At 59.6% G+C, this 24,398-nt stretch carries 28 protein-coding genes; 14 read left to right on the top strand and 14 right to left on the bottom strand.

Annotated features, from left to right (window positions below):
* The 4 genes from RS75_RS22895 to RS75_RS22880 all read right to left on the bottom strand — a co-directional run.
* Window positions 1–1,129, bottom strand: a 1,129-nt coding sequence (locus tag RS75_RS22895) for a L,D-transpeptidase family protein (protein ID WP_045024752.1), incomplete at its 3' end; no start/stop codon positions are given.
* A 293-nt stretch (window positions 1,130–1,422) separates the two neighbouring features.
* On the bottom strand, window positions 1,423–2,376 hold the full coding sequence (locus tag RS75_RS22890) for an acetyl-CoA carboxylase carboxyltransferase subunit alpha (RefSeq protein ID WP_045024750.1): 954 nt from the start codon (window positions 2,374–2,376) through the stop codon (window positions 1,423–1,425).
* A gap of 63 nt (window positions 2,377–2,439) precedes the next feature.
* Window positions 2,440–3,435 carry a site-specific tyrosine recombinase XerD gene (gene xerD / locus RS75_RS22885; RefSeq protein ID WP_045024748.1) on the bottom strand — a complete coding sequence of 332 codons (996 nt, stop codon included), beginning with the start codon at window positions 3,433–3,435 and terminating at the stop codon, window positions 2,440–2,442.
* The gene (locus RS75_RS22880) at window positions 3,432–3,605 is read right to left on the bottom strand and encodes a hypothetical protein (RefSeq protein WP_045024746.1); all 174 of its coding nucleotides are present in this window, start codon (window positions 3,603–3,605) and stop codon (window positions 3,432–3,434) included. Before RS75_RS22880 ends, xerD begins: the two co-directional genes overlap by 4 nt.
* Before the next feature lie 189 nt (window positions 3,606–3,794).
* Between RS75_RS22880 and RS75_RS22875 the strand changes: the two genes are divergently transcribed.
* Together RS75_RS22875 and aroB are read left to right on the top strand one after the other, a co-directional pair.
* Window positions 3,795–4,385, top strand: coding sequence for a shikimate kinase (locus RS75_RS22875; protein WP_045024744.1), 591 nt, complete (start codon window positions 3,795–3,797; stop codon window positions 4,383–4,385).
* A complete protein-coding gene (aroB, locus tag RS75_RS22870) occupies window positions 4,382–5,515 on the top strand; it encodes a 3-dehydroquinate synthase (RefSeq protein WP_045024742.1) in 1,134 nt (377 codons plus the stop codon). The genes RS75_RS22875 and aroB overlap by 4 nt, the downstream gene beginning before the upstream one ends.
* A gap of 19 nt (window positions 5,516–5,534) precedes the next feature.
* Here the strand turns inward: aroB and RS75_RS22865 are convergent, their stop codons facing one another.
* The gene (locus RS75_RS22865; protein WP_045024740.1) at window positions 5,535–5,816 is read right to left on the bottom strand and encodes a BolA family protein; all 282 of its coding nucleotides are present in this window, start codon (window positions 5,814–5,816) and stop codon (window positions 5,535–5,537) included.
* A gap of 106 nt (window positions 5,817–5,922) precedes the next feature.
* On the opposite strand from RS75_RS22865, the gene RS75_RS22860 reads away from it, so the two are divergent.
* The 4 genes from RS75_RS22860 (at window position 5,923) to RS75_RS22845 (ending at window position 10,643) form a co-directional block, all read left to right on the top strand.
* Window positions 5,923–6,558, top strand: a complete 636-nt coding sequence (locus tag RS75_RS22860) for a J domain-containing protein (protein WP_045024758.1) — start codon at window positions 5,923–5,925, stop codon at window positions 6,556–6,558.
* A gap of 68 nt (window positions 6,559–6,626) precedes the next feature.
* Window positions 6,627–7,616, top strand: a complete 990-nt coding sequence (gene cobS, locus RS75_RS22855; RefSeq protein ID WP_045024738.1) for a cobaltochelatase subunit CobS — start codon at window positions 6,627–6,629, stop codon at window positions 7,614–7,616.
* Window positions 7,617–7,723: 107 nt separating this feature from the next.
* The gene (gene cobT / locus RS75_RS22850) at window positions 7,724–9,628 is read left to right on the top strand and encodes a cobaltochelatase subunit CobT (protein WP_045024736.1); all 1,905 of its coding nucleotides are present in this window, start codon (window positions 7,724–7,726) and stop codon (window positions 9,626–9,628) included.
* Between the two features lie 34 nt (window positions 9,629–9,662).
* Window positions 9,663–10,643: an esterase-like activity of phytase family protein gene (locus tag RS75_RS22845; protein WP_407691588.1), complete on the top strand. Its 981-nt coding sequence runs from the start codon at window positions 9,663–9,665 to the stop codon at window positions 10,641–10,643.
* Window positions 10,644–10,679: 36 nt separating this feature from the next.
* On the opposite strand, the gene RS75_RS22840 is transcribed toward RS75_RS22845, so the two are convergent.
* Window positions 10,680–11,315, bottom strand: coding sequence for a queuosine precursor transporter (locus RS75_RS22840; protein ID WP_045024734.1), 636 nt, complete (start codon window positions 11,313–11,315; stop codon window positions 10,680–10,682).
* Window positions 11,316–11,427: 112 nt separating this feature from the next.
* Window positions 11,428–11,718, bottom strand: a complete 291-nt coding sequence (rpmB, locus tag RS75_RS22835; protein WP_003509888.1) for a 50S ribosomal protein L28 — start codon at window positions 11,716–11,718, stop codon at window positions 11,428–11,430.
* 253 nt (window positions 11,719–11,971) lie between these two features.
* Between rpmB and RS75_RS22830 the strand changes: the two genes are divergently transcribed.
* Window positions 11,972–12,745, top strand: coding sequence for a DUF3108 domain-containing protein (locus RS75_RS22830; protein ID WP_045024733.1), 774 nt, complete (start codon window positions 11,972–11,974; stop codon window positions 12,743–12,745).
* Between the two features lie 5 nt (window positions 12,746–12,750).
* Here RS75_RS22830 and RS75_RS22825 read toward each other — a convergent pair whose 3' ends face one another.
* On the bottom strand, window positions 12,751–13,191 hold the full coding sequence (locus RS75_RS22825; RefSeq protein WP_045024732.1) for a cupin domain-containing protein: 441 nt from the start codon (window positions 13,189–13,191) through the stop codon (window positions 12,751–12,753).
* Window positions 13,191–13,961 carry a hydroxyacylglutathione hydrolase gene (gene gloB, locus RS75_RS22820; protein WP_045024730.1) on the bottom strand — a complete coding sequence of 257 codons (771 nt, stop codon included), beginning with the start codon at window positions 13,959–13,961 and terminating at the stop codon, window positions 13,191–13,193. Before gloB ends, RS75_RS22825 begins: the two co-directional genes overlap by 1 nt.
* A gap of 106 nt (window positions 13,962–14,067) precedes the next feature.
* Here gloB and RS75_RS22815 point away from each other — a divergent pair, with 106 nt between their 5' ends.
* From RS75_RS22815 to RS75_RS22805, 3 genes are all read left to right on the top strand, one after another.
* A complete protein-coding gene (locus RS75_RS22815; RefSeq protein WP_045024728.1) occupies window positions 14,068–14,829 on the top strand; it encodes a class I SAM-dependent methyltransferase in 762 nt (253 codons plus the stop codon).
* An 84-nt stretch (window positions 14,830–14,913) separates the two neighbouring features.
* Window positions 14,914–16,020, top strand: coding sequence for a histidinol-phosphate transaminase (hisC, locus tag RS75_RS22810; protein WP_045024726.1), 1,107 nt, complete (start codon window positions 14,914–14,916; stop codon window positions 16,018–16,020).
* Window positions 16,020–16,949: a prephenate/arogenate dehydrogenase family protein gene (locus RS75_RS22805; protein WP_045024724.1), complete on the top strand. Its 930-nt coding sequence runs from the start codon at window positions 16,020–16,022 to the stop codon at window positions 16,947–16,949. Before hisC ends, RS75_RS22805 begins: the two co-directional genes overlap by 1 nt.
* 181 nt (window positions 16,950–17,130) lie before the next feature.
* Here the strand turns inward: RS75_RS22805 and RS75_RS22800 are convergent, their stop codons facing one another.
* Complete coding sequence (locus tag RS75_RS22800) at window positions 17,131–18,132, bottom strand: DUF2125 domain-containing protein (RefSeq protein ID WP_045024722.1); 1,002 nt, start codon at window positions 18,130–18,132, stop codon at window positions 17,131–17,133.
* A gap of 49 nt (window positions 18,133–18,181) precedes the next feature.
* Here RS75_RS22800 and RS75_RS22795 point away from each other — a divergent pair, with 49 nt between their 5' ends.
* Window positions 18,182–18,733, top strand: coding sequence for a gamma-glutamylcyclotransferase (locus RS75_RS22795; RefSeq protein WP_045024754.1), 552 nt, complete (start codon window positions 18,182–18,184; stop codon window positions 18,731–18,733).
* On the opposite strand, the gene RS75_RS22790 is transcribed toward RS75_RS22795, so the two are convergent.
* From RS75_RS22790 to ftsE, 4 genes are all read right to left on the bottom strand, one after another.
* A complete protein-coding gene (locus RS75_RS22790; RefSeq protein WP_045024720.1) occupies window positions 18,706–19,503 on the bottom strand; it encodes a lysophospholipid acyltransferase family protein in 798 nt (265 codons plus the stop codon). The two genes, RS75_RS22795 and RS75_RS22790, sit on opposite strands and share 28 nt — an antisense overlap.
* 115 nt (window positions 19,504–19,618) lie before the next feature.
* Window positions 19,619–20,356 (bottom strand): YdcF family protein, encoded by a 738-nt coding sequence (locus RS75_RS22785; RefSeq protein ID WP_045024718.1) that lies wholly within the window; start codon window positions 20,354–20,356, stop codon window positions 19,619–19,621.
* A 110-nt stretch (window positions 20,357–20,466) separates the two neighbouring features.
* A complete protein-coding gene (locus RS75_RS22780; protein ID WP_045024716.1) occupies window positions 20,467–21,474 on the bottom strand; it encodes a cell division protein FtsX in 1,008 nt (335 codons plus the stop codon).
* A complete protein-coding gene (ftsE, locus tag RS75_RS22775; protein ID WP_045024714.1) occupies window positions 21,467–22,126 on the bottom strand; it encodes a cell division ATP-binding protein FtsE in 660 nt (219 codons plus the stop codon). Before ftsE ends, RS75_RS22780 begins: the two co-directional genes overlap by 8 nt.
* A gap of 200 nt (window positions 22,127–22,326) precedes the next feature.
* Here ftsE and RS75_RS22770 point away from each other — a divergent pair, with 200 nt between their 5' ends.
* From RS75_RS22770 to RS75_RS22760, 3 genes are all read left to right on the top strand, one after another.
* The gene (locus RS75_RS22770) at window positions 22,327–22,998 is read left to right on the top strand and encodes a hypothetical protein (protein WP_045024713.1); all 672 of its coding nucleotides are present in this window, start codon (window positions 22,327–22,329) and stop codon (window positions 22,996–22,998) included.
* A gap of 70 nt (window positions 22,999–23,068) precedes the next feature.
* Complete coding sequence (hpt, locus tag RS75_RS22765; protein WP_045018973.1) at window positions 23,069–23,611, top strand: hypoxanthine phosphoribosyltransferase; 543 nt, start codon at window positions 23,069–23,071, stop codon at window positions 23,609–23,611.
* A gap of 259 nt (window positions 23,612–23,870) precedes the next feature.
* On the top strand, window positions 23,871–24,230 hold the full coding sequence (locus RS75_RS22760) for a response regulator (protein WP_045024711.1): 360 nt from the start codon (window positions 23,871–23,873) through the stop codon (window positions 24,228–24,230).
* The last annotated feature ends 168 nt before the right edge of the window (window positions 24,231–24,398 follow it).

Raw genomic sequence — 24,398 nt, 5'->3', positions numbered from 1 at the left:
CAGGGGCAGGGTTGGATTGCGGGGCGGCGGGCGGGGTCGCGGAAGGACGCGGGGTCCGCAGAGACGAGGCTGTTGCAGCCGTCGCCGGCGAGGACGAGGTGACCTGCTGCGCCTTCTTCTCCATCAGCGCGGCATATTCCGTTTCCTTCATCAGCTTGCCGGCCTTCAATGCCGAGCCGGTCGGCGCATAGGCAGGCTCGCGGCCCTTGCGTTTTTCGGCAACCAGCGCCTTGCGCTCGGCTTCGCTGGGGTCGTACCAGGCCATGCCGTCATATTTCTTCATCGCCGTTTCATAGGCGAGATCGTAGGTCTTCTCATAGCTCGAAAGCGCGCTTGCCAGTGCGGGCGGTGTGCTCATGGCCGGGCACTGGCCGGAACCATTGAAGCTGCCGCCTTCAGTCTGCTGATTAAAGACGTATTTCTTCTCGCAGACATTCACTTCTGGCGGTCGTTTGGTGACTTCGAAATTGTCGTAACCGACCTTCAGCATCTTCCAGAATTCGAGATGTTCGCTTTTGCGGTGGCGGGCCATGTTTTCCGCCGTCATGCGGAAGGGAAAGGCCTGCAACTGAACGGTCTTCTGGCCGCCCTTGAAGCCGTCGCGCGCGAAACCGTAGATTTCCAGGATCTGCGCGTCCGTCATCGAATAGCAGCCGGAGGACGAGCAGGCGCCATGGATCATCAGGTTGGTGCCGTTGCGGCCATTGGCCTGATCGAAACGGTTCGGGAAACCGGTATTGATGGCGAGGTAATATTTCGAGTTCGGATTGAGGTGTGCGGGTGTCAGGTTGTAGAAACCTTCCGGCGCCTGCCGGTCGCCCTCTTTCACCTTGGGGCCGAGTTTGCCGGACCATGCGCAAATCTGGTATTCGGCAATCTTGTCGAAGCGGTTGTCGCGCTTGGCCTTCCAGATTTCCAGCGCGCCTTCTTCCTTGAAGATGCGGATCATGATCGGCGAGGTGCGATCCATGTTCTTCTTGTCGATCTCGGCAAGAATGGACGGAGAAAGCGGGTAATCAACCTTGTTCTTGACGTGGGAAACGTCGCGCTCGACGGTTTCGAGCGTATCGTTACAGCCGGCGAGAACGAGCGCGGTAAGGCCAAGAAGTGCAAAATGTGTCAAACGCATGATCTGATCCGAAAGACGATGGCACGGGCGGCAGAGTTCTACATCGGCCCGCGTGTATTTTAAATACGGTATTAACCGTTTACATCTTCTTAACTCAAATCGGGATCCGCCCCGCGGTCGCCGATACATCTGTTGATGTGACCGGACTATGGCCGAGTTGGGGCGATATTCAAGGAAAATAAGGCCGGAGCTAGATTGTTTTGGCTTTTCTTCAAACCGCCAAAAAAATCTAACTCTTTCTTTTTACGCATTTTCCGGACGTAAAACCGCTGCGCACTTTTACTGGAAATGCTCTAAAGGTTTCTGCCGATATCCAGGAACTTCTGGCGGCGTTCGGCGCGCAGCTGCGTGCCCGAACGTTGCGAAAGATCGGCCAGCGCCTTGGCGATCACGTCGCCCGTGGCTGCGATCACGCGCGCCGGATCGCGATGCGCGCCGCCCATCGGCTCGGCAATGATGCCGTCGATGACGCCGAGCGACTTCAGATCCTCCGAGGTGATCTTCATGTTGGTCGCTGCTTCCTTGGCGCGGGTCGAATCGCGCCAGAGAATGGAAGCGGCGCCTTCCGGCGAGATCACCGAATAGATCGCATGTTCGAGCATGTAGACACGGTTGCCGGTGGCGATCGCGATCGCGCCGCCCGAGCCGCCTTCGCCGATGACGACGGAGACGATCGGCACCTTGACGTTGAGGCACATTTCCGTCGAGCGGGCGATGGCTTCGGCCTGGCCGCGTTCTTCCGCGCCAACGCCGGGATAGGCGCCAGCGGTATCGATGAGGGTGACGACCGGCAGCGAGAAGCGGTCGGCCAGTTCCAGCACACGGATCGCCTTGCGGTAACCTTCCGGGCGCGGGCTGCCGAAATTGTGCTTCAGGCGGCTTTTGGTGTCGTTGCCTTTTTCCTGGCCGATGATGGCGACGGGCTGGCCGTTGAAGCGGGCAAGGCCCGCCTGAATGGCGGCGTCTTCGGAAAATTTGCGGTCGCCGGCAAGCGGCGTGAAATCCGTGAACAGCGCCTTGGCGTAATCGACGAAATGCGGGCGCTGCGGGTGGCGCGCGACCTGCGTTTTCTGCCAGGCGTTCAGCTTGGAATAGATGTCCTGCATCGCGTCGTTAACGCGCGATTCCAGGCGGTTGATCTCCTCCGAGGTGTCTATGCTCTCGTCTTCATCGGCAAGCTTCTTCAGCTCGATGATCTTGCCCTCAAGGTCCGAGATAGGTTTTTCGAAGTCGAGATAATTGTGCATGAGATCCGTTTCCGATCGTTTTGCGCAAGGTTTGAGCCGGATTATCCGGCGGTTCCGGTCGCTCTAATCAAGGTTTTTGCCCTGTTTGGCAAGGGGGTGATGTGTTTGTACCAGCTCTTGCAGGCGTTCTTCCAGCACATGTGTATAGATTTGTGTCGTGGAAATGTCGGAATGGCCGAGCAGTTCCTGCACGGCGCGCAGGTCCGCACCGTTCTGGAGAAGGTGGCTGGCAAAGGCATGGCGCAGGACGTGCGGCGATACCCCCGAAGGGTTGAGACCCGCGCGAATGGCAATGTCCTTCAGGTCGCGGGCAAAGACCTGTCGCGGCAGATGCCCTTCCTTGCTGTTCGAAGGAAACAGCCAGGGGCTTTCCGGACTGTCTGCTTTCTTCTGCTGTGTGGGCGTCTTGCTTTTCTCCGGCACGAGCGCTTTCCTGGCGGCGTCGTATTTTTCCATCGCCTCGATGGCCGCGCGTGACAGAAGAACCATGCGGTCCTTGTTGCCCTTGCCTCGGATCATCAGGAAACGGCCCTCCTGGCGCAAAACCTTGACCGGCAGGGAGACGAGTTCGCTGACGCGCATGCCGGTCGCATAGAGAAGTTCGAGCAGCAGATGCATGCGGATGCGGGCAAGCTGGCCGGGACCGGTTAAGGTGGCCTCCTCAGCGGCGATGCCAAGAAGTTTCGTCACCTCGGCGACGCTCATCGTTTTCGGCAGGGTGAGACCCTTTTTTGGTGCATCGATGATGCCGGTCGGGTCGTCGCTACGAAGTCCTTCCGAATAGAGGAACCGGTAGAATTGTCGCATGGAGGAAAGGCGTCTCGCCTGCGAGGTGGCGGCAAAGCCCTGAGCGGAAAGGTGAGTCAGATAGGCGGAAAGGTCGGTTGTGGCGGCTTCCATCAAAGACTGGCTGCGACGGCCGAGAAACTCGCGCAGATCGGAAAGGTCGTGCTCATAAGAAGAGAGCGTGTTGGCGGCAGCACCCCGTTCGGCACTCATCATCTCCAGAAAACTCTCGAGCCGCGCGCCGTCTCGCCCGCTCATCTCCTTACCGCTCATGGGGTGCGCCTTGCCGGCTCCGCCGACGGCGGGTTCAGCCGCTCGGACGGAATGCGCACCGTCACCTCGCGGTCGTGCGGTTTGACGAACAGGACGAGCAGCACCATGCCGCCATAGATCAGCCCCGCGATGGTCGCCAGTATCATCGTGAAGCGGAAAAGGGTTGGCATGGCGGCTCCGTGAAGGTGGCGGTGTAGATGTATATGCGGTGCAGCGAAAGCGGCGACAAGATCAAAAAGCAGCAGCCCGCCGCATGCCGCACGCGGCGATGATTGTGATTCAACGCAATTCAGTCAGCAATTTGGCTTGACGCTTCGTAAACATTTGCAGATATCCATGCCAAACGGGCTTTCAATTTTATGAATGAAAAGAATTTATCCGTCCCGGTCACACTCGGGGAGCAAGCGCGGACCAGGCTCGCCGGGCGTAACGTCGTCTTTGTGGGACTGATGGGGGCTGGAAAATCCGCGATAGGCCGCATGGTCGCCCAGCAGCTCAAGGTCTCCTTCATCGATACGGATGTCGAAATCGAGCGTGTTTCGCGGATGACGATAGCCGAGCTTTTCGCGACCTATGGCGAGGAAGAGTTCCGGGCGCTGGAAACGCGGGTCATCAAGCGGCTGCTGCGCGGCGGGCCCAAGGTCATCTCCACCGGCGGCGGCGCCTTCATCAACGACAATACCCGCCGGCACATCACGCGCGGCGGTATTTCGCTGTGGCTGAAGGCCGATCTCGATGTTTTGTGGGAAAGAGTCAACAAGCGTGATCATCGTCCGCTTCTCAAGACCGAAAACCCCAAGGCCACGCTGGCGGCCCTGATGGAGAAACGTTATCCGATCTATGCGGAAGCGGATCTGACCATCGAATCCCGCGATGTCCGCAAGGAGATCATCGTGACCGAAGTGCTGGCCGCCATCGCCGGTATCGAACAGAAAGACCGAACATCATGACGCCTTCCGAAATCCACGCCGACGAACGTCTTGTGCATGTGCCGCTCGGTGAGCGCGCTTACGACATTCTGATCGGACCGGGCCTGATCGGCAGGGCGGGGGGCGAGATTTCGTCGCGGCTGAAGGGCAAGCGCGCAGCGATCATTACCGATGAGCATGTTGCGCCGCTTTACCTTGAGGGACTGATGGACGGCCTGCAGACGGATGGCATCGAAGCGGTTTCGCTGACCTTGCCGGCGGGCGAGAAGACCAAGAGTTTCGAACATCTGGTCACCGTCTGCGATGCGGTTCTCTCCGCGCGTGTGGAACGCAACGATGCGGTGATCGCGCTTGGCGGCGGTGTCATCGGCGATCTCGCCGGTTTTGCCGCAGGCATCGTGCGTCGTGGCGTCCGCTTCGTGCAGATACCGACCTCGCTTCTGTCGCAGGTGGATTCTTCCGTCGGCGGCAAGACCGGCATCAACACCCGCCACGGCAAGAACCTTGTCGGCGTTTTCCACCAGCCCGATCTGGTGCTGGCGGACACGGCGGTTCTCGATACGCTGAGCGAGCGCGAATTCCGCGCCGGTTATGCCGAGGTGGTGAAATACGGACTGATCGACAAACCGGATTTCTTCTTCTGGCTGGAAAAGAACTGGGATGAAATCCGCACCGGCGGTCCCGCCCGCATTCAGGCGATTGCGACCAGCTGCCAGGCGAAGGCCGATGTGGTGGTGGCCGACGAGAAGGAAAACGGCGTGCGCGCCCTTCTGAACCTCGGCCATACCTTCGGTCACGCGCTGGAGGCGGCGACCAATTACGACAGCAAGCGGCTGGTGCACGGCGAGGGCGTCGCCATCGGCATGGTTCTGGCGCACCAGTTCTCCGCCCGCCTCAACCTTGCAAGCCCTGACGATGCCGGGCGCGTCGAGGCGCATCTGAAGGCGGTCGGCCTGCCGACGACGATGAAGGATATTCCCGGCGAGTTGCCGCCGGTCGAAACGCTGATGGCGGCGATTTCGCAGGACAAGAAAGTCAAGGGCGGCAAGCTCACCTTCATCCTCACCCACGGCATCGGCCAGTCCTTCGTGGCCGACGATGTCGCGGCTTCGGAAGTGCAGTCCTTCCTTTCGGAGAAGCATCCAGGGTGAGGGATAAGGAAGCCTTGTTTTAAAACCTCACCGGCTCCCCCGGTGCTGCCACTTCAATCGCCAGCGCGTGCAGCCCGGCATCGAGTTCCGGTTTCAAAACTGCGTTGATCGCCCGGTGGCGTTCGACGCGCGACTTGCCGGAGAAGCTTTCCGATACTATCTGAACACGCATATGCGTCTCGCCCGTACCGGTCATGTCCGGCTGATGGCCCGCATGCATATGGCTTTCATCGATCACCGCCAGACGTTCCGGCGAAAAGCTCTCCTGCAGCTTCGTTTCTATGCGTTCTCGCAAGGACATGCGAAGAGCTCCAATCCTGTTGTAAAAGGGGCTACCTAAAAGCCTGCAACATTCCGTTTTGTCAATTCTTGTTGTGCGCCTTTTCGCACCCCATAATCAGGGCATCATGAAACTGGATTCGAAATATTTCGACCGTATCCGTACACGCAGAAAAAGGGACAAGGAACCTGAGGTTCACGCCCCAAACTGCCAGTGGGATGGATGCGACAAGTCGGGCGTTCACCGCGCACCCGTCGGCCGCAATGCCGAGGGGCAATTCTTCCTGTTCTGTTTCGAGCATGTGAAGGAATACAACAAGGGCTATAATTATTTCTCCGGCCTGTCGGACGGCGAGATCGCCCGTTACCAGAAGGAGGCGATTACCGGCCATCGCCCAACATGGACGGTTGGCGTCAACAAGACGGCGCGCGACAGCCCTTTGCACTCCACGCTGCGTTCGGGAACGGCCGGGGCGAATGCCCGTATCCGTGATCCCTTCAATTTTACCAATGGTTTTGCGGGTGGTGCCAGGGCTGGCGGACAGCGCGTGCAGCAGGACCGCAAACTGAAGACGCTGGAAGCGAAAGCATTCGATACGCTCGGTCTTTCCGCCAATACGCCACAGGAAGAGATAAAAAGGCGCTACAAGGAGCTTGTCAAAAAGCACCATCCTGATGCTAATGGTGGCGATCGTGGTTCGGAAGAACGTTTTCGGGCTGTTGTTCAAGCATATCAATTGTTAAAGCAGTCAGGTTTCTGCTAAGCCAACGTATGTGTTTACCGCCTGATTGATGATGTGGCCGGGTGGCTGCCGCCCGCCTTGGAGACGTGATGAGCAAAATCGACCTTGATATTTCCAACCTGCCCGACACGACAGTGTCCGTGCGGGAGGTTTTCGGCATTGATTCGGATCTGCGGGTTCCCGCCTATTCGCAGGGCGACGCCTATGTGCCTGACCTTGATCCCGACTATCTTTTCGACCGCGATACGACGCTTGCGATCCTTGCCGGTTTTGCTCACAACCGACGCGTCATGGTTTCCGGCTTTCACGGCACGGGCAAGTCGACCCATATCGAGCAGGTGGCCGCTCGCCTGAAGTGGCCCTGCGTTCGCGTCAACCTCGACAGCCATGTCAGCCGTATCGACCTCGTCGGCAAGGACGCCATCGTCCTGAAAGACGGCAAGCAGATCACCGAATTCAAGGACGGCATTCTGCCCTGGGCCTATCAGCATAATGTCGCGCTGGTCTTCGACGAATACGATGCCGGCCGCCCGGACGTGATGTTCGTCATCCAGCGCGTACTGGAATCCTCCGGCCGTTTGACCCTGCTCGACCAGAGCCGCGTCATCCGTCCCCATCCCGCCTTCCGCATTTTTGCGACCGCCAACACGGTTGGCCTTGGCGATACGACGGGTCTTTACCATGGCACGCAGCAGATCAACCAGGCGCAGATGGACCGCTGGTCCATCGTCACCACGCTGAACTATCTGCCGCATGAGCAGGAAGTGAACATCATTGCCGCCAAGGTGAAGAGCCTCGACAATCCGAAGGGCCGCGAAACCGTCTCCAAGATGGTACGTGTGGCCGATCTTACCCGTTCGGCTTTCATCAACGGCGACCTTTCGACCGTCATGAGCCCGCGTACCGTCATCACCTGGGCGGAAAATGCGGATATCTTCGGCGATCTCGCCTTTGCGTTCCGCGTGACCTTCCTCAACAAGTGCGACGAGCTGGAGCGCACGCTGGTTGCCGAACAATATCAGCGGGCTTTCGGCGTCGAGCTGAAGGAAAGTGCTGCGAACATCGTTCTCAGCGCCTGATAGTCCCCGGCCCGTCCGGAGAACATCACCGATGACTTGAAGACGCAGGCGGGCCGCGCATCCATGGATGGGCGGCTCCCACGCGTCGACAAATGACAGGAAAGACAATGGCAGCGCGCGGCGACAATTCCAGAGCAAAACCGGGTACGGCGATCGATACGGAGCCGTTGCGTCAGGCGATTGCCGGATGTGTGCGATCCGTTGCCGGCGATGCCGAGGTCGAGGTCGTTTTCGCCAATGAGCGGCCCGGCCTTGCCGGAGAGCGCATGCGTCTGCCGGAAATTTCCAAGAAACCCACCGCACAGGAAATCGCCATCACCCGCGGTCTTGGCGATTCCATGGCGCTTCGCCTTGCCTGCCATGACGCCGATACCCATGCGCTGATGTCGCCGCAGGGTGCCGAGGCGCGGCTGATCTTCGACGCCGTGGAACAGGCGCGGGTGGAATCCATCGGCGCGCTGCGCATGCCGGGCATGGCCTCCAACATCCAGGCCATGAACACGGAAAAATACGCCAAGGCGAATTTTTCGGGCGTCAACAACAAGGACGATGCGCCGCTTGCCGAAGCCATGGCTCTTTTGGTGCGCGAAAAACTGACCGGCGAAAAACCGCCGGCGAGTGCGGGCAAGGTTCTCGACCTGTGGCGCGATTTCATCGAAGACAAGGCGTCCGGTGACCTTGGCGATCTTTCCAGAGTCATTGGTGACCAGAAGGCGTTTTCGCGACTGGTGCGCAAGATGCTGACCTCGATGCAGATGGCGGAGGAGTTCGGCGACGACGATAACGAGCCGGAGAGCCAGGAGGCGGAGACCGACGAGGATCAGCCGCGCACCAACGAGACCGAGGAAGAGCAGGTCGAGGAAGAGGCCGGTTCCGATGCGACACCCGCCGATGAAAACGAGGCCTCGCAGGAGGAGATGGAAGAAGGCGAGATGGACGGCGCCGAGATGTCGGACGAGGAAATGTCCGACGACCTCGACGAGGATTCCGAGACGCCCGGCGAGACCCGCCGCCCGAACAGCCCCTTCGACGATTTCAACGAGAAGGTCGACTACCGCATCTTCACCCAGGAGTTCGACGAGGAAATCCGCGCCGAGGAGCTGTGCGACGATGCCGAGCTTGATCGTCTGCGCGCCTTTCTCGATAAGCAGCTCGCCCATCTTCAGGGCGCCGTCGGGCGTCTGGCGAACAGGCTCCAGCGCCGGCTGATGGCGCAGCAGAACCGTTCGTGGGATTTCGATCTGGAAGAGGGTTATCTCGATCCGGCTCGCCTCGTGCGGCTCATCATTGATCCCATGCAGCCGCTCTCCTTCAAGAAGGAGCGCGACACCAAGTTCCGCGACACGGTGGTTTCGCTCGTCATCGACAATTCCGGTTCGATGCGCGGCCGACCGATCACGGTTGCCGCCACCTGCGCCGATATTCTGGCGCGCACGCTGGAACGGTCGGGCGTGAAGGTCGAAATTCTGGGCTTCACCACCAAGGCGTGGAAGGGCGGACAGTCGCGCGAGCAATGGCTGGCCAATGGCAAGCCCGCCTCGCCGGGACGCCTCAACGATTTGCGCCACATCATCTACAAGTCGGCGGATGCCCCCTGGCGGCGTTCGCGGCGCAATCTCGGCCTGATGATGCGCGAAGGCCTGCTGAAGGAAAACATCGACGGCGAAGCGCTGATGTGGGCGCATAACCGTCTGATCAGCCGGCCCGAGCAGCGCAAGATCATGATGATGATCTCGGACGGTGCGCCGGTGGACGATTCGACGCTGTCGGTCAATCCGGGCAATTATCTGGAACGGCACCTGCGCGCCGTCATCGAGCAGATCGAGACGCGTTCGCCGGTGGAACTTCTGGCGATCGGTATCGGCCACGACGTGACGCGTTATTACCGCCGCGCCGTGACCATCGTAGATGCGGACGAGCTGGCCGGCGCGATGACCGAGCAGCTCGCGGCTCTCTTCGAGGATACGAGCAACGCCTCCGGTTCGTCCCGCAGGGTTCGCCGTGCGGGATAAGCGGGGTCGAGCTTCCTTCTCCGGTAAATTGCTGATGGTGGCCGCTGCTCTGGCAGTCGGGTCATTTATTCCAGTTCCGATCGGCGCCTCGACCATCGATGTGCCGGTGAGCGCCCGCCTGCTGTCCGGCTTTGAGGTCGGCACCAGTGCCAGACGTTTCGGCAAGCTGGAATTTATCGGCGGCATGGTGATGAGCGCACCGGAAAAACTGTTCGGAGCGATATCTTCCATCCGTTTCCGTCCGAACGGGCAGGAATTCGTTGCTGTGCTGGATACGGGCCATTGGCTCACGGGCAGGGTCACGCGCGATGCGGCGGGTGTGCTGTCCGGGCTGGGCGACGTCCGTATCACCCCCATGCTGGACATGAGCGGGCGCGAGCCGCCGCGCAAGATGGAGATGGATGCTGAAGGGCTGGCGCTGCGTGACGGCAAGGTGTTTGTCAGCTACGAGCAGCGGCACAGGATCGATATCTATCCCGATCCGGGCTTCGAGACGTCAAAGCCGCTCGATCGCCTGCCGCATCTCATCCCGAACAACGAGCTGCGCCACAATGGCGGCATGGAGGCCTTGGCGGTATCGCCCGCCGATTCGCCACTTGGCGGCGCCTTGGTCGTGGTGGCTGAAAAAAGCATCGATGCGGAGGGCAATCTTCTCGCGGCCATTCTCGAAGGCCCGCTGAAAGGCACATTCGCTGTCACCCACCATCCGTCATTCGATGTGACGGACGGCGCTTTTCTTCCCAACGGCGATCTGCTGCTTCTGGAACGTCGGTTCAACTTCGCCGAAGGTGTAGGCATGCGCATCCGTCGCATCCGCGGTGCCGATATCAGGCCGGGCGCGGTGGTGGATGGCGAAATCCTGCTGGAGGCGGGCATGGCCTACCAGATCGACAATATGGAAGGCATGGACGTGGTGAAAGGGCCTGATGGTTCCACGCGTCTCATCATCGTTTCCGATGACAACCACTCGTTTCTCCAGCGCAACCTGATGCTTGAGTTCAGGCTGGTGGAATAAAGAACCCGCTTGCGCGGGCTTTTTAAATCGTAGTCGCTACAGCGTTTTGGCGGGCGGCATTGGCTTCAGCGTGTTCATCAGCGCGCCGTAAGGCAGGAGCATGACGAGGCCGACGATAATTTTCACCGAGAGATCGCCCAGCGCCCAGGAGATCCAGCGAGGGGCCTCCAGGGCGAAGACGCCGAGCACAGGCGCGTTTTCGATGGCGAAGGCATCGTTGGGGCCGACGAAGGCGAAACTTGCTGCAAAGGCGATGGAGAAGAACAGGGCCGTATCCAGCACCGAACCCAGCATCGAGCCGGCCAGCGGTGCATGCCACCAGCTCTGGCGGCGCAGGCGATTGAATACGGAGATATCGAGCAACTGGCCGATCAGGTAGGCGGTGCCGGAAGCGACCGCGATACGCGGGATGGATGTCCAGAAGGACAACGTGACCCCGACGACGAAGCCCGCAAGCACGACGCGGCGCGCGACCGAGGGGCCGAACTGGCGGTTCGTGAGGTCCGTGATGAGGAAGGCGACCGGATAGGTAAAGGCGCCCCAGGTCAGAAGATCGCCGAGATTGACGCCGAACAACGACCCCGCGAGCGGGTATTGCACCAGAATATTGGATGCGACGACCACCAGTGTCATCAGCAGAACGTAGATAAGCGTAAAGCGCAGGTAAGGCATTTTTTTATCCTGGGTGATGCCACCAGTTGGAGCCGAATTTAAAATACACAAAAGGCTTGAGCGGCAAAAGCCATTCAAGCCCTCTGAATATCGATGATGTCGAAACCGCTAATTAAGCAGCTTCAGCCGTCTTTTTGGCGATCTGGCGGCGCAGGAGACGAGCGCGCATGCTCAGTTCGTTTTCGCCGGACTTCAGAAGGAAGGCATCGAGGCCGCCACGGTGTTCAACGGAACGCAGAGCTGCTGCAGAAACACGCAGGCGGAAGCGCTGGCCGAGAGCATCGGAGATCAACGTGACCTGGCAAAGGTTCGGAAGGAACCGGCGCTTGGTCTTGTTGTTGGCGTGGCTGACGTTGTTGCCCGTCTGGACGCCCTTGCCGGTCAATTCGCATACACGGGACATGGGTACACCTATTTCGTTTTGTCTGTTTCGCCACTGGCTCGCCACCGGCAAAAACCGTGGTGGCAATCCAACTGGCCATGATTGGAAAGTTGCGGTTCTATAGTCAGACGGGACTTAACAGTCAAGCCGCTCGCGAGCAAATGAAAGGAAATTCCGGCGTTTTCAACCGGCATCCGCTTTTTTATTGCCACAAGTCGGCGTATATGATCGCCCGATAAGGCCGCTTCCGCGCCTCTTTTAAGGTGATATCGAAATGATTGCCAGAGGAAAAAGCATTTTCTTGGCTGCTACCATGGCGTTTACGGGCGTATCTCCCTCGCTCGCCGCCGAAACCCGCCATACAAGCGAATACAGCATCAATCTCGGTATTTTGCCGATCGCCAAAGCGAGTTTTTCGACTCGCATGGACGGCCCGAACTATTCGATCTCCGGTTCCTTCAGCTCCGCCGGGCTCGCAAGCATTCTCAAGGATATTTCCGGAAAGACGACGATATCCGGCGCCAAACGCGGCCATCGGCTGCAGGCAAACACATATTCGCTGGTCTACAAGGACGGCAAGCGGGTGCGCACCTATGACGTGGTCTATCGCAACGGCAACGTCACATCGACGACCGTGAAACCCGAGCCGAAGGCCCGGCCGGACAATTGGGTGGATGTGAAGGATCGTGACCTGCGCTCCGTCCTCGACCCGATCTCCGGCCTCATCATTCCTGCCGGCGGCCGCATCTGCCCCTCTCGCCTGCCGATCTACGACGGCGAATCACGGCTGGATCTGGTTTTGAGCCCCAGCGGCACCAAGCCGTTTAAGACCGATGGTTTCAGCGGCGATGCCGTGGTCTGCAAGGCGCGTTATGTGCCGAAATCGGGTTATCGGCAGGGGCGCAAGGATATCGAATACCTGAAATCCATCTCCATGGAGATCTGGTTCGCCAAATCGAACAATATGGATGTCTACGCGCCGGTCCATGCCATCATCCCGACGCGGGTGGGTCAGGTCTACATCACCGCCACCAAATATGGCGGCTGATGCAGTTAAGGCTTATCACCCGGCGACCAGCCGGGTTCGGCCATGACGAAGCTTGAAAAGGCGAAGCCGGGCGAAACGGTGCAGCCAACGAGGGTGAAATCGCCGAGGCTTTCGGCCGATTGCCAACAATTGGCCGGCACGATCACCTGCGGGCGCTCGCCTTCCAGAATGGCGGGGCCGAGCGTGAAGGTCTGCACTTCCCGGCCGTCTTCCGAAAGATGCAGCGCGATCGGAGCGCCGGCGTAATAGTGCCAGACCTCCACCGCGTCGGTGACGCGATGCCAGTGCGAGCGCTCACCCTTTTCCAGAAGATAATAGATCGCCGTCGAATGGCCGCGCTCGCCACCCGCCTTGTCGCGAAATGTCTGGTGGTAAAAACCACCCTCGGGATGCCGTTCCAGCCCCAGTTCGCGAATGATCGCTTCCGCAGACAGATCGGCGCCCATCAGAAGTTATCCTTGCGCGTGCGGATTTCCGCGAAGACTTCGGCGTCGGAGGCGCCTTCAAGGCCAAGATGCCCGCGTATGCCGGCATCGGCCACCCGCATATAGGGGTTGGTCTGTTTTTCGAGCCCGATGGTGGTGGGAATGGTGAATTCATTGGCCTTCCGCGCCTCTTCGACGCGTGCCGCGCGTTCGCTCAGAACCGCATTGTCAGGATCGACGGTCAGCGCGAAACGGGCATTCGTAAGCGTATATTCGTGGCCGAAATAAACTCTTGTATCATCCGGCAGCGCCATTAGCTTCTGGAAGGAATGCCACATATCCGCCGCCGGACGTTCGAACAGGCGGCCGCAACCCATGGCGAACAGCGTGTCGGCGGCAAACAGCAGGCCGTCATCGGGAAGATAATAACATATATGCCCCGCAGTATGGCCGGGCGTGGCGATGACCTGAACGCGGCGTCCGGCAAATTCGAATTCGTCGCCATCGGCCTGCGAACGGTCGAGACCGGGTATCGCAATCGCTTCGTCATAGGGGCCGTGGATTTCGCAGCCGAACTTGTCCTTCAGCGCCAGATTGGCGTCCACATGGTCCTGATGGTGATGGGTGGTGAAGATATGTGTGAGCTTCCAGCCGTGGCCATCGAGCGCCTGCAGGATCGGACCTTCTTCCGGTGCATCGATGGCGACTGTGGCGCCGCTTTCGGGATCGTGCAGGAGAACGCCGAAATTGTCGCTGCGGCAAAGAAAGACGTCTATTTCCAACGGTTTCATCGTGTCCTCTCCATTTGCCGGCCGAAACCGGCGCATTTGTCCGCCTGAAATTCAATGTAGGGGCAGACGCCTTGAAGTCCAACCGCCTGATGCTACATTCTCGCCCATGAACACCGATATTGTCGATCTGCGCGAATTCTATCATTCCCCTCTTGGCCGTGCGGCCGAGCAGGCGGTCACCATGGCGCTTTCGACGCTTTGGCCGCCTTTACCGGAAGAACGGCTGGTCGGCCTCGGTTATGCGGTGCCGTTTCTGGAGCGGTTCCGTCACGACACGGAGCGCACCTTTGCCTTCATGCCGGCCGGGCAGGGGGCGGTGAACTGGCCGGCGGGCGAGCTTTCCTCAACCGCGCTGGTATTTGACGAGGAATTGCCGCTGCCCGATTCGTCGATAGACCGGGTGCTGATGGTGCATGCCCTGGAATTTGCCGAAAATCCGCGCGAAACTCTGAAAGAACTCTGGCGGGTGCTGGCGCCCGGCGGGCGTCTGGTTATCGTGGTGCCGAACAGGCGCGGAGTGTGGGCGCGTATGGAACACACGCCTTTCGGTTCCGGCCGGCCCTATTCGCGCGGGCAGCTGACGGCGCTTCTGCGCGAGACCAATTTCACGCCGGGGGCAAGCGCCGAGGCGTTGTTTTTCCCGCCCACCACCAGCCGCCCGGTGCTGAAATTCCGCCGATATCTCGAACACACCGGCCGCAGGCTGTGGCCGCTGTTTTCTGGCGTTATCGTGGTGGAAGCGCAAAAACGTCTCTATCAAGGATTGCCCGTCACCCAGCGCGCCTCACGCCGGGTTTTCGTGCCGGTTCTGGGGCCGCAGGGGGTGCCCACCACCCGCAGCGCCCTGAGGCATGGAAACCCGCGCTGACCCTCGACAAAACGACCATTCCGGTCTAATGCCTCCGGCATTGCTTTTGCCGGGTTCTCCGGCGCATTTCCGAAGGTCGATCAAATGAGTGCAGAGCTTAGCCAACCTCTTCCGCGTCCGGGTATTCTGGATATCGCCGCTTATGTTCCCGGCAAGGAACATGTGGACGGCGTTGCGAAGGTTTATAAGCTCTCCTCCAACGAAACGCCGCTCGGGCCAAGCCCGAAGGCCATCGAAGCCTTCGCCGCTGCCGCCAGCCATCTGGAAATCTATCCGGACGGTCAGGCGATTGCGCTGCGTCAGGCGATTGCCGACGTGCATGGCCTTAACATCGCGAATATCCTGTGCGGCAACGGCTCTGACGAGCTGCTCGGCCTGCTCTGCCATGTCTATCTGGGCGCGGGCGATGAGGCGATTATCACCGAGCACGGTTTCCTCGTCTACAAGATCCAGATCATGGGTGCGGGCGCAACACCGGTGACGGTGAAGGAAAAGGATTGCGCCATCGATGTGGACGCCATCCTCGCCGCCGTCACGCCAAAGACGAAGATGGTTTTCATCGCCAATCCCGGCAATCCCACCGGTACCTATGTTCCGGTCGCGGAAATTCGCCGCCTTCAGGCTGGCCTGCCGAAACATGTCGTGCTGGTGCTGGATGCCGCCTATGCCGAATATGTGCGCAAGAACGATTACGAAGCCGGGCTTGAGTTGGTTTCCGGCAACCGCAACGTGGTGATGACCCGCACTTTCTCCAAGGTTTACGGTCTTGCGGCGCTGCGCGTCGGCTGGATGTATGGTCCTGCCGCCGTCGTTGATGCGCTGAACCGGGTGCGCGGGCCGTTCAACATGAGCGCGCCGGCAATCGCGGCCGGAGCCGCTGCGATCCGCGATCAGGCATTCGTCGAAAAGGCTGTGGCGCATAATGCTCTGTGGATGGAAAAGCTGGTAACAGCCTTCACCGGCCTCGGCCTCAAGATCACGCCTTCCGTCGCCAATTTCATCCTCATCCATTTCCCCGAGCAGGACGGCAAGCGTGCGGCGGATGCGGATGAATTCCTGAGCAGTCGCGGTTATATTCTGCGTGCCGTGCGCGGTTATGGTTTCCCCAATGCCCTGCGTATGACCGTCGGTTCGGAAGAGGCCAATCTCGGCGTCATCGCCGCGCTCACCGAGTTTATGGGGCAGGCGTAATGGGCGAGATCATGTTTGAACGCATCGCGCTGATCGGTATCGGCCTTATCGGCTCGTCGATTGCCCGCGACATCAAGGAATTGGGACTTGCAAAGCATGTCACGATTTCCACCCGCAGCGAGGAAACGCTGAAACGGGCGGAGGAACTGGCGCTCGGCACGGACTATACCGTCTCGGCTGCGGAAGCCGTTAAGGATGCCGATCTCGTCGTCGTTTCGGTCCCGGTCGGCGCGTCGGAAAGTGTCGCGCAGCAGATCGCGCCGCATCTGAAGCCCGGCGCGATCGTTACCGATGTCGGTTCCACTAAGGCCTCGGTCATCGCTCAGATGGCCCCGCATATGCCTGACAATGTGCATTTCATTCCGGGGCATCCGCTGGCGGGCACGGAAAAATCCGGTCCGGATGCCGGTTTTCCCGGTCTTTTCCGCGAACGCTGGTGCATCTTCACGCCGCTGCCGGGCACGGACCTGGAAGCGCTGGAAAGACTGAAAGATTTCTGGCGTGCGCTTGGCTCGCGTGTGGATGAAATGGATGCCGAACACCACGACAAGGTTCTGGCGATCGTCTCGCATCTGCCGCATATCATCGCCTACAACATCGTCGGCACGGCGGATGATCTGGAGACGGTGACCGAATCGGAAGTCATCAAATATTCGGCTTCCGGTTTTCGCGATTTCACCCGTCTCGCTGCCTCCGATCCGACAATGTGGCGTGATGTCTGCCTGCACAACAAGGATGCCATCCTTGAGATGCTGGCGCGGTTTTCCGAAGACCTTGCCTCGCTGCAAAGGGCGATCCGCTGGGGGGAGGGCGACAAGCTGTTCGAGCTGTTCTCGCGCACCCGCGCCATCCGCCGCTCCATCGTGCAAGCGGGTCAGGATGTGGACGCGCCGGACTTCGGGCGTCATGCGCTGGATCAGAAGAAGTAAGGCGCTTCTAGCACGCCGTCATGGCCGGATCGCTCCGGCCATCGGACCCGCTGGCAAATTGCCAAGTCTTTCCTTCGTCATCCTTGGGCTTGTCCCAAGGATCTAAACACGTCAATATAATCAATCGGTTGCAGATCCTCGGGACTAGCCCGAGGATGACATTGAATATGGGGGTAATCCCTCAGATCGGCGGGATTTTCCCGAGCGGGATGAAGCCGCTGATGGTGGCGCGGCCGCGGTCCACCACCAGATCGACGGACGCTCTGTCACCGCCGCCGGCGAGAGCGCGGAGCATCTTGCGGGCGGTCTCGATGGTGGATTGCAGCTGCGGAAACGCCTGCTTGGCATTGTCCGACCATGCGCCGAGCTTTTCGATTTCCAGCTTGAACTGGCCGGAGAGATATCCCTCATTGTCGAAGGAGAAGGGGCCGCTGATGCGCATGGTGCGACCATCGCCGATATCGGCGACCAGCCGGCGAAGCTCGCCGCTTGCGCCATAAAGCCCGGACCTGTCGCTGCCGTCGACCATGCCCGCCTTGCCGGCGAGGGTGACATCGGCGATGGCGTTTAGGCGGGGAAGAATCTGCGGCCAGTCCTTGATGACGGTCGCCGAGTCGGTGACGGTTATCGCGCCGTCGAGATCGGCGCCGTTCTGGCGCAGGTGCATTTCCGTCTTGGCGGCATCGAAATCGATCGTCTGGCCGGTCACAGTGGAGACCGCCTGCGCCTTCAGGCCGTCGATCACGAGCGACGTGCGGTCGATACCCCTAAGTTTGGTGACGATGCTCGACTGCATGTTCTGCCATGCGGCCGAAACCGTCAGGCCGTGTGCGGTGCGGATTTCAGCCGGCGCATCCAGTTCCCAGACGATATGGCCGGGATTGTAGACCTGCGCTGCGGAACGCAATTCTCCAAAGGACGCAGAAACGCCGTTCTGCTTGTCGTCCACCGTTACCTTGGAGCAGAAGAGGCCGATGCGGAACGGATAACCCCTAAAGGCGATATCGCCGCATTCGCCACTGACATTACTGGCCTGCGAGGGGGCGATGACATTCAGAACCGTCTGCTTCAGCCTGTCGGCGGCGTAAAACCACCCGGCCGTATACAGTCCGATGACCAGCACGACGGCGATACCAAGCCAGAGGATTTTTTTGGCCGTGCCGGATTGGCTTGACGATGCCATATTGATCTCCGATGAACAGACTTCAGATAAATTCGATTTGGCTTGGGATATGGACGATTTTTGGGTCTTTGGCTACGGTTCGTTGATGTGGAACCCGGGCTTTGCCTTTGAGGAAAGGCAGCGGGCGCGGCTGCACGGCTATCGGCGCTCCCTCTGCATCAGTTCCAATGTCTATCGCGGTACGGAGGAAAAGCCCGGCCTCGTGCTGGGTCTGGAGCGCGGCGGCTCCTGCCTTGGCGTCGCCTTTCGTGTGCGGGGAGCTGATCGAGATCCGGTCATGGCCTATCTGCGCGAGCGCGAACTGGTGACGAATGTCTACAAGGAACGCGTCGTCGCGATAGCATTTGCCGATGGCAGGCGGGGCAGTGCCGTGACCTATGTGGCCGATCCCGCTCATGAGCAATATATCGGTGGTCTGGGCGTTGCAGAGGCTGCGGTGATCGTGGCTGCCGCATCTGGCCGGTCCGGACCGAACACGGATTACGTCTTCAATACGGTACAGCATTTGCAGGATATGGGCATTCGCGATTCGCTTCTGGAAAGCATCGCCGCGAGTGTCGATACGGTTGCGGGTCAGCCGGCGGCGGTATCTTTCCCCTGAAGTTCGGCGATACGCTTCACGGCGGTTGGCGGCAGCGGCAGATGCGGATTGTTGCGGGCGGTCTCCAGCAGCAGTTCGTCGCTCGCCTTTTCCGTCACTTCGATCAATCTCTTGAAAAAGACGTCGGGGTCCAGCCCCGGCTCGATGGCCGGCAAAATCCGCACCTTGAAATGGCCGGGATAACGCATGGTCGAGCGGCGCGGCCAGAAGAGGCCGGGATGCATGGCGACGGGAATAACGGGAACCTTGAGGTCGCGATAAAGGCGGGCGATGCCGTAACGATATTCGGGTTCGGCACCCGGCGGTCGGCGCGTGCCTTCGGGATAGATGATGAGTTCGCGGCCTGCCGCCATTTCCTCCTGCGCCCGCTCCATGACCTTCAGCATCACCTTGCCGCGCGCGGCGCGGTTGACCGGGATCATGCGCTGCTTCATCGCATACCAGCCAAATAGCGGGATCCATAGAAGCTCGCGCTTCAGAATATAGACCGGATCGGGAAGGTTCGGCAAAAGCGCATAGGTGTCCCAGAAGGACTGGTGCTTGGGTGCGAAGATGCAGCCGGTCTCGGGAATGTTTTCCAGCCCATCGATCTCAAAGGTGGTGCCGACGATCGTCTTCATCAGCCAATGGTTGGACCGCGCCCAGTTCTTGGGGATTTCATAGGCGATCCTGCGCGGCAGGATGAAATAGATCGGCGTCAGCACGATCATGCGGACAATCAGATTGAGATAAAACAGCGTATTGAAAAGAACAGAGCGCAGCTTGAGCATCGACAGACTTCCCGGGTTGCAGCCGTTCCGAAGCCTTGGGCAGGCCTCGATGCCGGATGCCGATGCCAGACGCCTACACGAAAACAAGGCCCCGCAGCAAGCGTGATCTCACCGTTTACGGGGAAGCGGCTGACGCCTTGATCGTGGGATGATCGGCGGCGGCCTTGCGCAGGCCGTCACCTTTGCCCAGGCCAGTCAGATCGCGCCCCGCCGCAATCACGAATTTCATATATTCGTAGAGCATGGTTCTGACCACATCCGGCTCCGCGAACCAGTTGGTGCGGGCAAGGTCCGCGCTGATGACGGGATAGGCGATAAACTCCGTCTGCGGGCTGGCATTGCGCAATTCATGCAGGCTGCGGTGCATATGATAGTTGTTGGTGACGACGATGATGGCGGAATAACCGTGATCGCGTATCCAGCTTGCTGCCTCGTTGGCGTTGCCTATCGTATCAATGGCCTTGTAGCCCATATCCACACAGCAGGAAAACATGTCCGAAGAACCCTGCGTCATCTTGCGGATTTGCGAACGGGTGGTGGCTGGGTTGACGCCGGAGATCAGCAGGCGCTTGCCCACACCGTCCCGCAGCAGGCCGACCGCCTGTTCGATGCGTTGATAGCCGCCGGTCAGAACGATGATCGCGTCTCCCTTCGCGCCCTCGGGAGGGCGCATGGACGCGACGGAGTCGGCGAACCACAAAAAACCGCCCAAAAAACCGCCCAGCGCGATGACACAAATCAGGATAAGTCCGCGAATAAATCGGCGCAGGCGACTTCGCCGCGACAACAGGCCGTTTTTTGCCGGTTGCGTGGTTGTCTGATCCTGATCATGGTCCGTCCGACTCACAAACATTCCTCCTGAATACTCGCCGATTAAGGCAAGGAACAGGCATTTTTGTCCACCGTCCGCAGGTTACATCCGGCTTGTGAAGGTTTCAGTTTCCCGTGGAATTTCGGGAAGTGTCAGGATGCAAGGCCGTCGCTTTTCGACGGGTCGGAGCGGACGCGATCGATATCGTCGATCGTGCGGATGACGGTCACACGCGCGGTGATGGTGGTGAGAAGCGCGATGACGATCATTGTCGTGGCGATGCCGATATAACCGCTGAGGCCAACGGAAAAGGAACCGAAAAGCGCACTTGCCTGATCGCTCTGCGGCGTGGCGACCGTGTTCGATTGCCAGAAACCGGCAGCAAGGAAAACCATTGCGGCAAGGGCGCCGCCCGCCGCCGCTCCCTTGAGGCTGATCTTGAGGAAGTGTTTCTCGAACTCCCGCGCCACGAAGCTGCTTTCGGCGCCGACGAAATGCAGCACCTCGACGATGTGCCGGTTGCCCGAAAGCGCCCCGCGCGTCGCAAACACCACGGTCAGCACCATGGCTGTGAAGACGAGGATCAGGACCCCGACGCCGATCATGACCGTGGTTCTGGCCATGGAGACGAGCCTGTCGACCCATGTGCGGTGATCGTCCAGAAACGCCTGCGGAATTTCAGCCTTCAACATGTCCCGCATCGCCTGGAAATCGGGCGGGTTGTTTTCGTCGATGGTGATGACGACGAGACGTGGGATCGGCAGTTCGGAAAGGTCGAGGCCGCTGCCGAGCCATGGTTCCAGAAGGCGTGAGGTGGCGGCATCGTCGAGGATGGTTCCATCCCGCGTGCCAACGAAGGTGAGCGCCAGATTGCGTGCCTTGGAGAGCGCCGCATTCATGTCCAGCCCGTCCTCGGGCTTGATCTGGATGGTAATCTCACGGGAAATCTGGCTCTGCCAGGTGGAGGCGGTGGCGCGGACCATGGAGACCGCACCGAGCGTCAGGCAGGCGAGAAAGGCCATGATGGCGATTACCACCATCAGCGCATTGCCCTGAATGTTGGAGGGCGGCAGAATGGACGCCATCGGACGGATGCGCATCGCCGGACGTTTGGCGGCTGCGGCATCCGGCTTCAGCTGTTTGCGATTGATCTCATTCATAGATATCGAGCCGCCCTTCGGTGAGGATCATGCGACGCGCATTGATCTGGTCCATCAGGGCAAAATCATGGGTGGCGATGACCACTGCGGTCCCCAGCCGGTTGAGTTCCAGAAAGAGGTTGAGAAGGCGCTTGGCCATCGGCGGATCGACGTTGCCGGTCGGCTCGTCGGCCAGCAATATTTCCGGCTGGTCCATCAGGGCGCGGGCGATGGCGGCGCGCTGCTTTTCTCCGCCCGAAAGGATGGCCGGAAGCACATTGACGCGTTCGCCAAGCCCGACCCACTTCAGAAGCTCGATCACGTCGTTGCGGTAGGCGCTCTCTTCCTTGCCGCGCACGCGCAGCGGCAGGGCGACATTCTCATAGGTCGTCAGATGATCCAGCAAGCGGAAATCCTGAAACACGATACCGACGCGGCGGCGCAGCATCGGCAGCTCGCTGCGCGGTATGCGCGACACATCGCGGTTGAACATGCGGATATGGCCGCGCGTCGGCTGCAGCGACATCAAAAGCAGGCGCAGAAGTGTCGTCTTGCCGGCGCCCGAAGGGCCAGTCAGAAACTGGAACGAACCTTTGGGAATGTCGAAGGTCATGTCCCGCAGGATCTCGGGTCCCATGCCGTAACGCAACCCGACATTTTCGAAATGGATCAACGGACTTCCAGTCTCTTCGTTTCGTGGTGGTTCGCAAGCCGACGGCGCGTGAGGCCCGGATATCGCCGTTTAACCCGGTTCCGGTGGCCTGCGCGAGCCGTTTTTGCGAAGCATTAACCAATTAAATTTAAAACTTGGCAGGATTCGTTGCAATGCCCAGTTTTGCGGGCCGGAAAACCTGACCGGGGAATTCTATGGCTATGTTCCGTTCATCTCGCCGGCAAGCGGCATTCGATTTCGACCTCCTGATGCCGGAAACGCCGGTACGCCGAACGGCGCGGGCGGCCAACCCGACCCCTGACGTGGTAGACGCGGAATTTGTCACCATCAAGGAAAACCGTTCACGTCAGCCCGGAAATGACAATCGCGGCGCAACGCGCCGGCAGATGGAAAAACCATCTGTCACCGTCGGTGTGCTTGGTTACGCGTTCATCGGCTGGGTGGATCGCAAATTGTCCCGTCTGTCGGTCGATGCCTATTCGGCGCTGGTCGCGGGGCTGGCCATTCTGGTTTTCGTCTGTTCGGGTGGCCTGTCCGTGGTTGTGCCGGAAAAGTCGGCCATCGCCGCATCGGTAAACCCGCTCGCCATTTCGCATGTTACCGTGACGCCGCAGGAGGCGGGTGGCATGGACATCCTGCTCATCAACGGCATCGTGGAAAATAACGGCACTGCGTTGGAAGAGGTGCCGGCAATTCGCGCCGATCTCTTCGTCGCCAGGGGGCAGCTGGTTGCCAGCATGGTCATCGAGCCGCCGGTCAGGCAGATGCAGCCCGGTTTCAGCCACGGATTTTCGGCAAAGTTGCGCCATCCCGGTGGAAAAACGCCTGACATCAAGCTTTCCTTCGTCGAGGCGGATGCGTCCGAACGTTGATTGTGCTAACGCGTGATCTTCGTATTTTTACTGAAAGGTAAAATCAGCGAGGCGCAGCACAGGAGAAAGAATGCCCGTCGTCCGTGGAAAAAACATCGAGCCGCTTTACACCGCCGAGCAGATTGCCGAGCGCAATCGCGACATGGCCAAGCATATAGCCGGCGGCCCGACCAAGGATTTGCTGGTCATCGCCGTGCTCAAGGGATCGTTCATTTTCGCGGCCGATCTTATCCGCGCGCTGCACGATAGCGGCCTTGCCCCCGAAGTTGAATTCATCACGCTTTCGAGCTACGGCGCCGGCACGGTTTCGCAAGGGGTGAAGATCGTCAAGGACATCGACAGCGACGTGAAGGATCGCGATGTTCTTCTGATCGACGATATTCTCGAATCCGGCCGCACGCTGCGTTTCGCCAAGGAGCTGCTTTACGAGCGCGGCGCCCGCCACGTCACCATCGCGGTGCTGCTCGACAAGAAGGTCAAGCGCAAGGAAGATCTGGAGGCCGATTATGTCGGTTTCGAATGTCCCGATTATTTCGTCGTCGGTTACGGCATGGATGTGGCTTATGCCTTCCGCGAATTGCCTTTTGTCGGCGTTGTCACCGGCGACGCCTGAGCATTTTCTCGCCGTGCTGGAATGGGACATCCCGGAGACGCCTCATTAACCATTCAACTAGATCATGACGATTTCCAGGCCGGATCGGCCTGGAGTCTGAATATCGATCTAAATCAAATAGTTATAGCGGTATTTCAGGCGAAAACCGCTTGCGCTTTTCGCTATCCCGCTCTCGCGAAAGCCTGGGTGTTTACCTCTTGAAAAGAGGAGCCTGCGATGTTGCTTCATGGCTGGAAATGATGCCCAGGAGCAATGATTAATGGCGAAAATTCTGATTACCGAAGATGAGGATGCATTGCGGGCTTTCGTTGCCCGCGCGCTGCGTCTCGACGGTCACGAGACCCATGAGGCGGCCGACGGCGAGCAGGGACTGGAAAAGCTCCAGGAGACCACCTTTGATCTTCTTCTTTCGGATATCCGCATGCCGGTCATGGATGGCATCGAGCTGGCGCACCGCGCCGCCGAACGCTTCCCGGCCATGCGCATCCTGTTGATGACGGGTTATGCCGAACAGCGCGAACGTGCCGACGATCTGGCCGAAAAGATCGTAGACGTCGTCTCCAAACCCTTCGCGCTTCCCGATATCCGCAAGGCGGTTGCGCGTGCGCTGGCGGCCTGAGCGATAACGTTACGCAGATTTGAGAAAGGCGGCCTCCAAGGTCGCCTTTTTTGTTGCGGAGTTGCGAACTCTCTCCTCCGTCATGCTCGGGCCTGTCCCACTACTGTCCGGTTTAAATCGGCTCCCAGTTGAATTGCATCTGGCGGAGGTCTTTTGTTGTTTCGGGCG

The organism is Rhizobium nepotum 39/7 (genome assembly GCF_000949865.1).
Taxonomy (GTDB): Bacteria; Pseudomonadota; Alphaproteobacteria; order Rhizobiales; family Rhizobiaceae; genus Agrobacterium; species Agrobacterium nepotum.
This window is presented reverse-complemented; position numbering and strand designations above follow the sequence as displayed.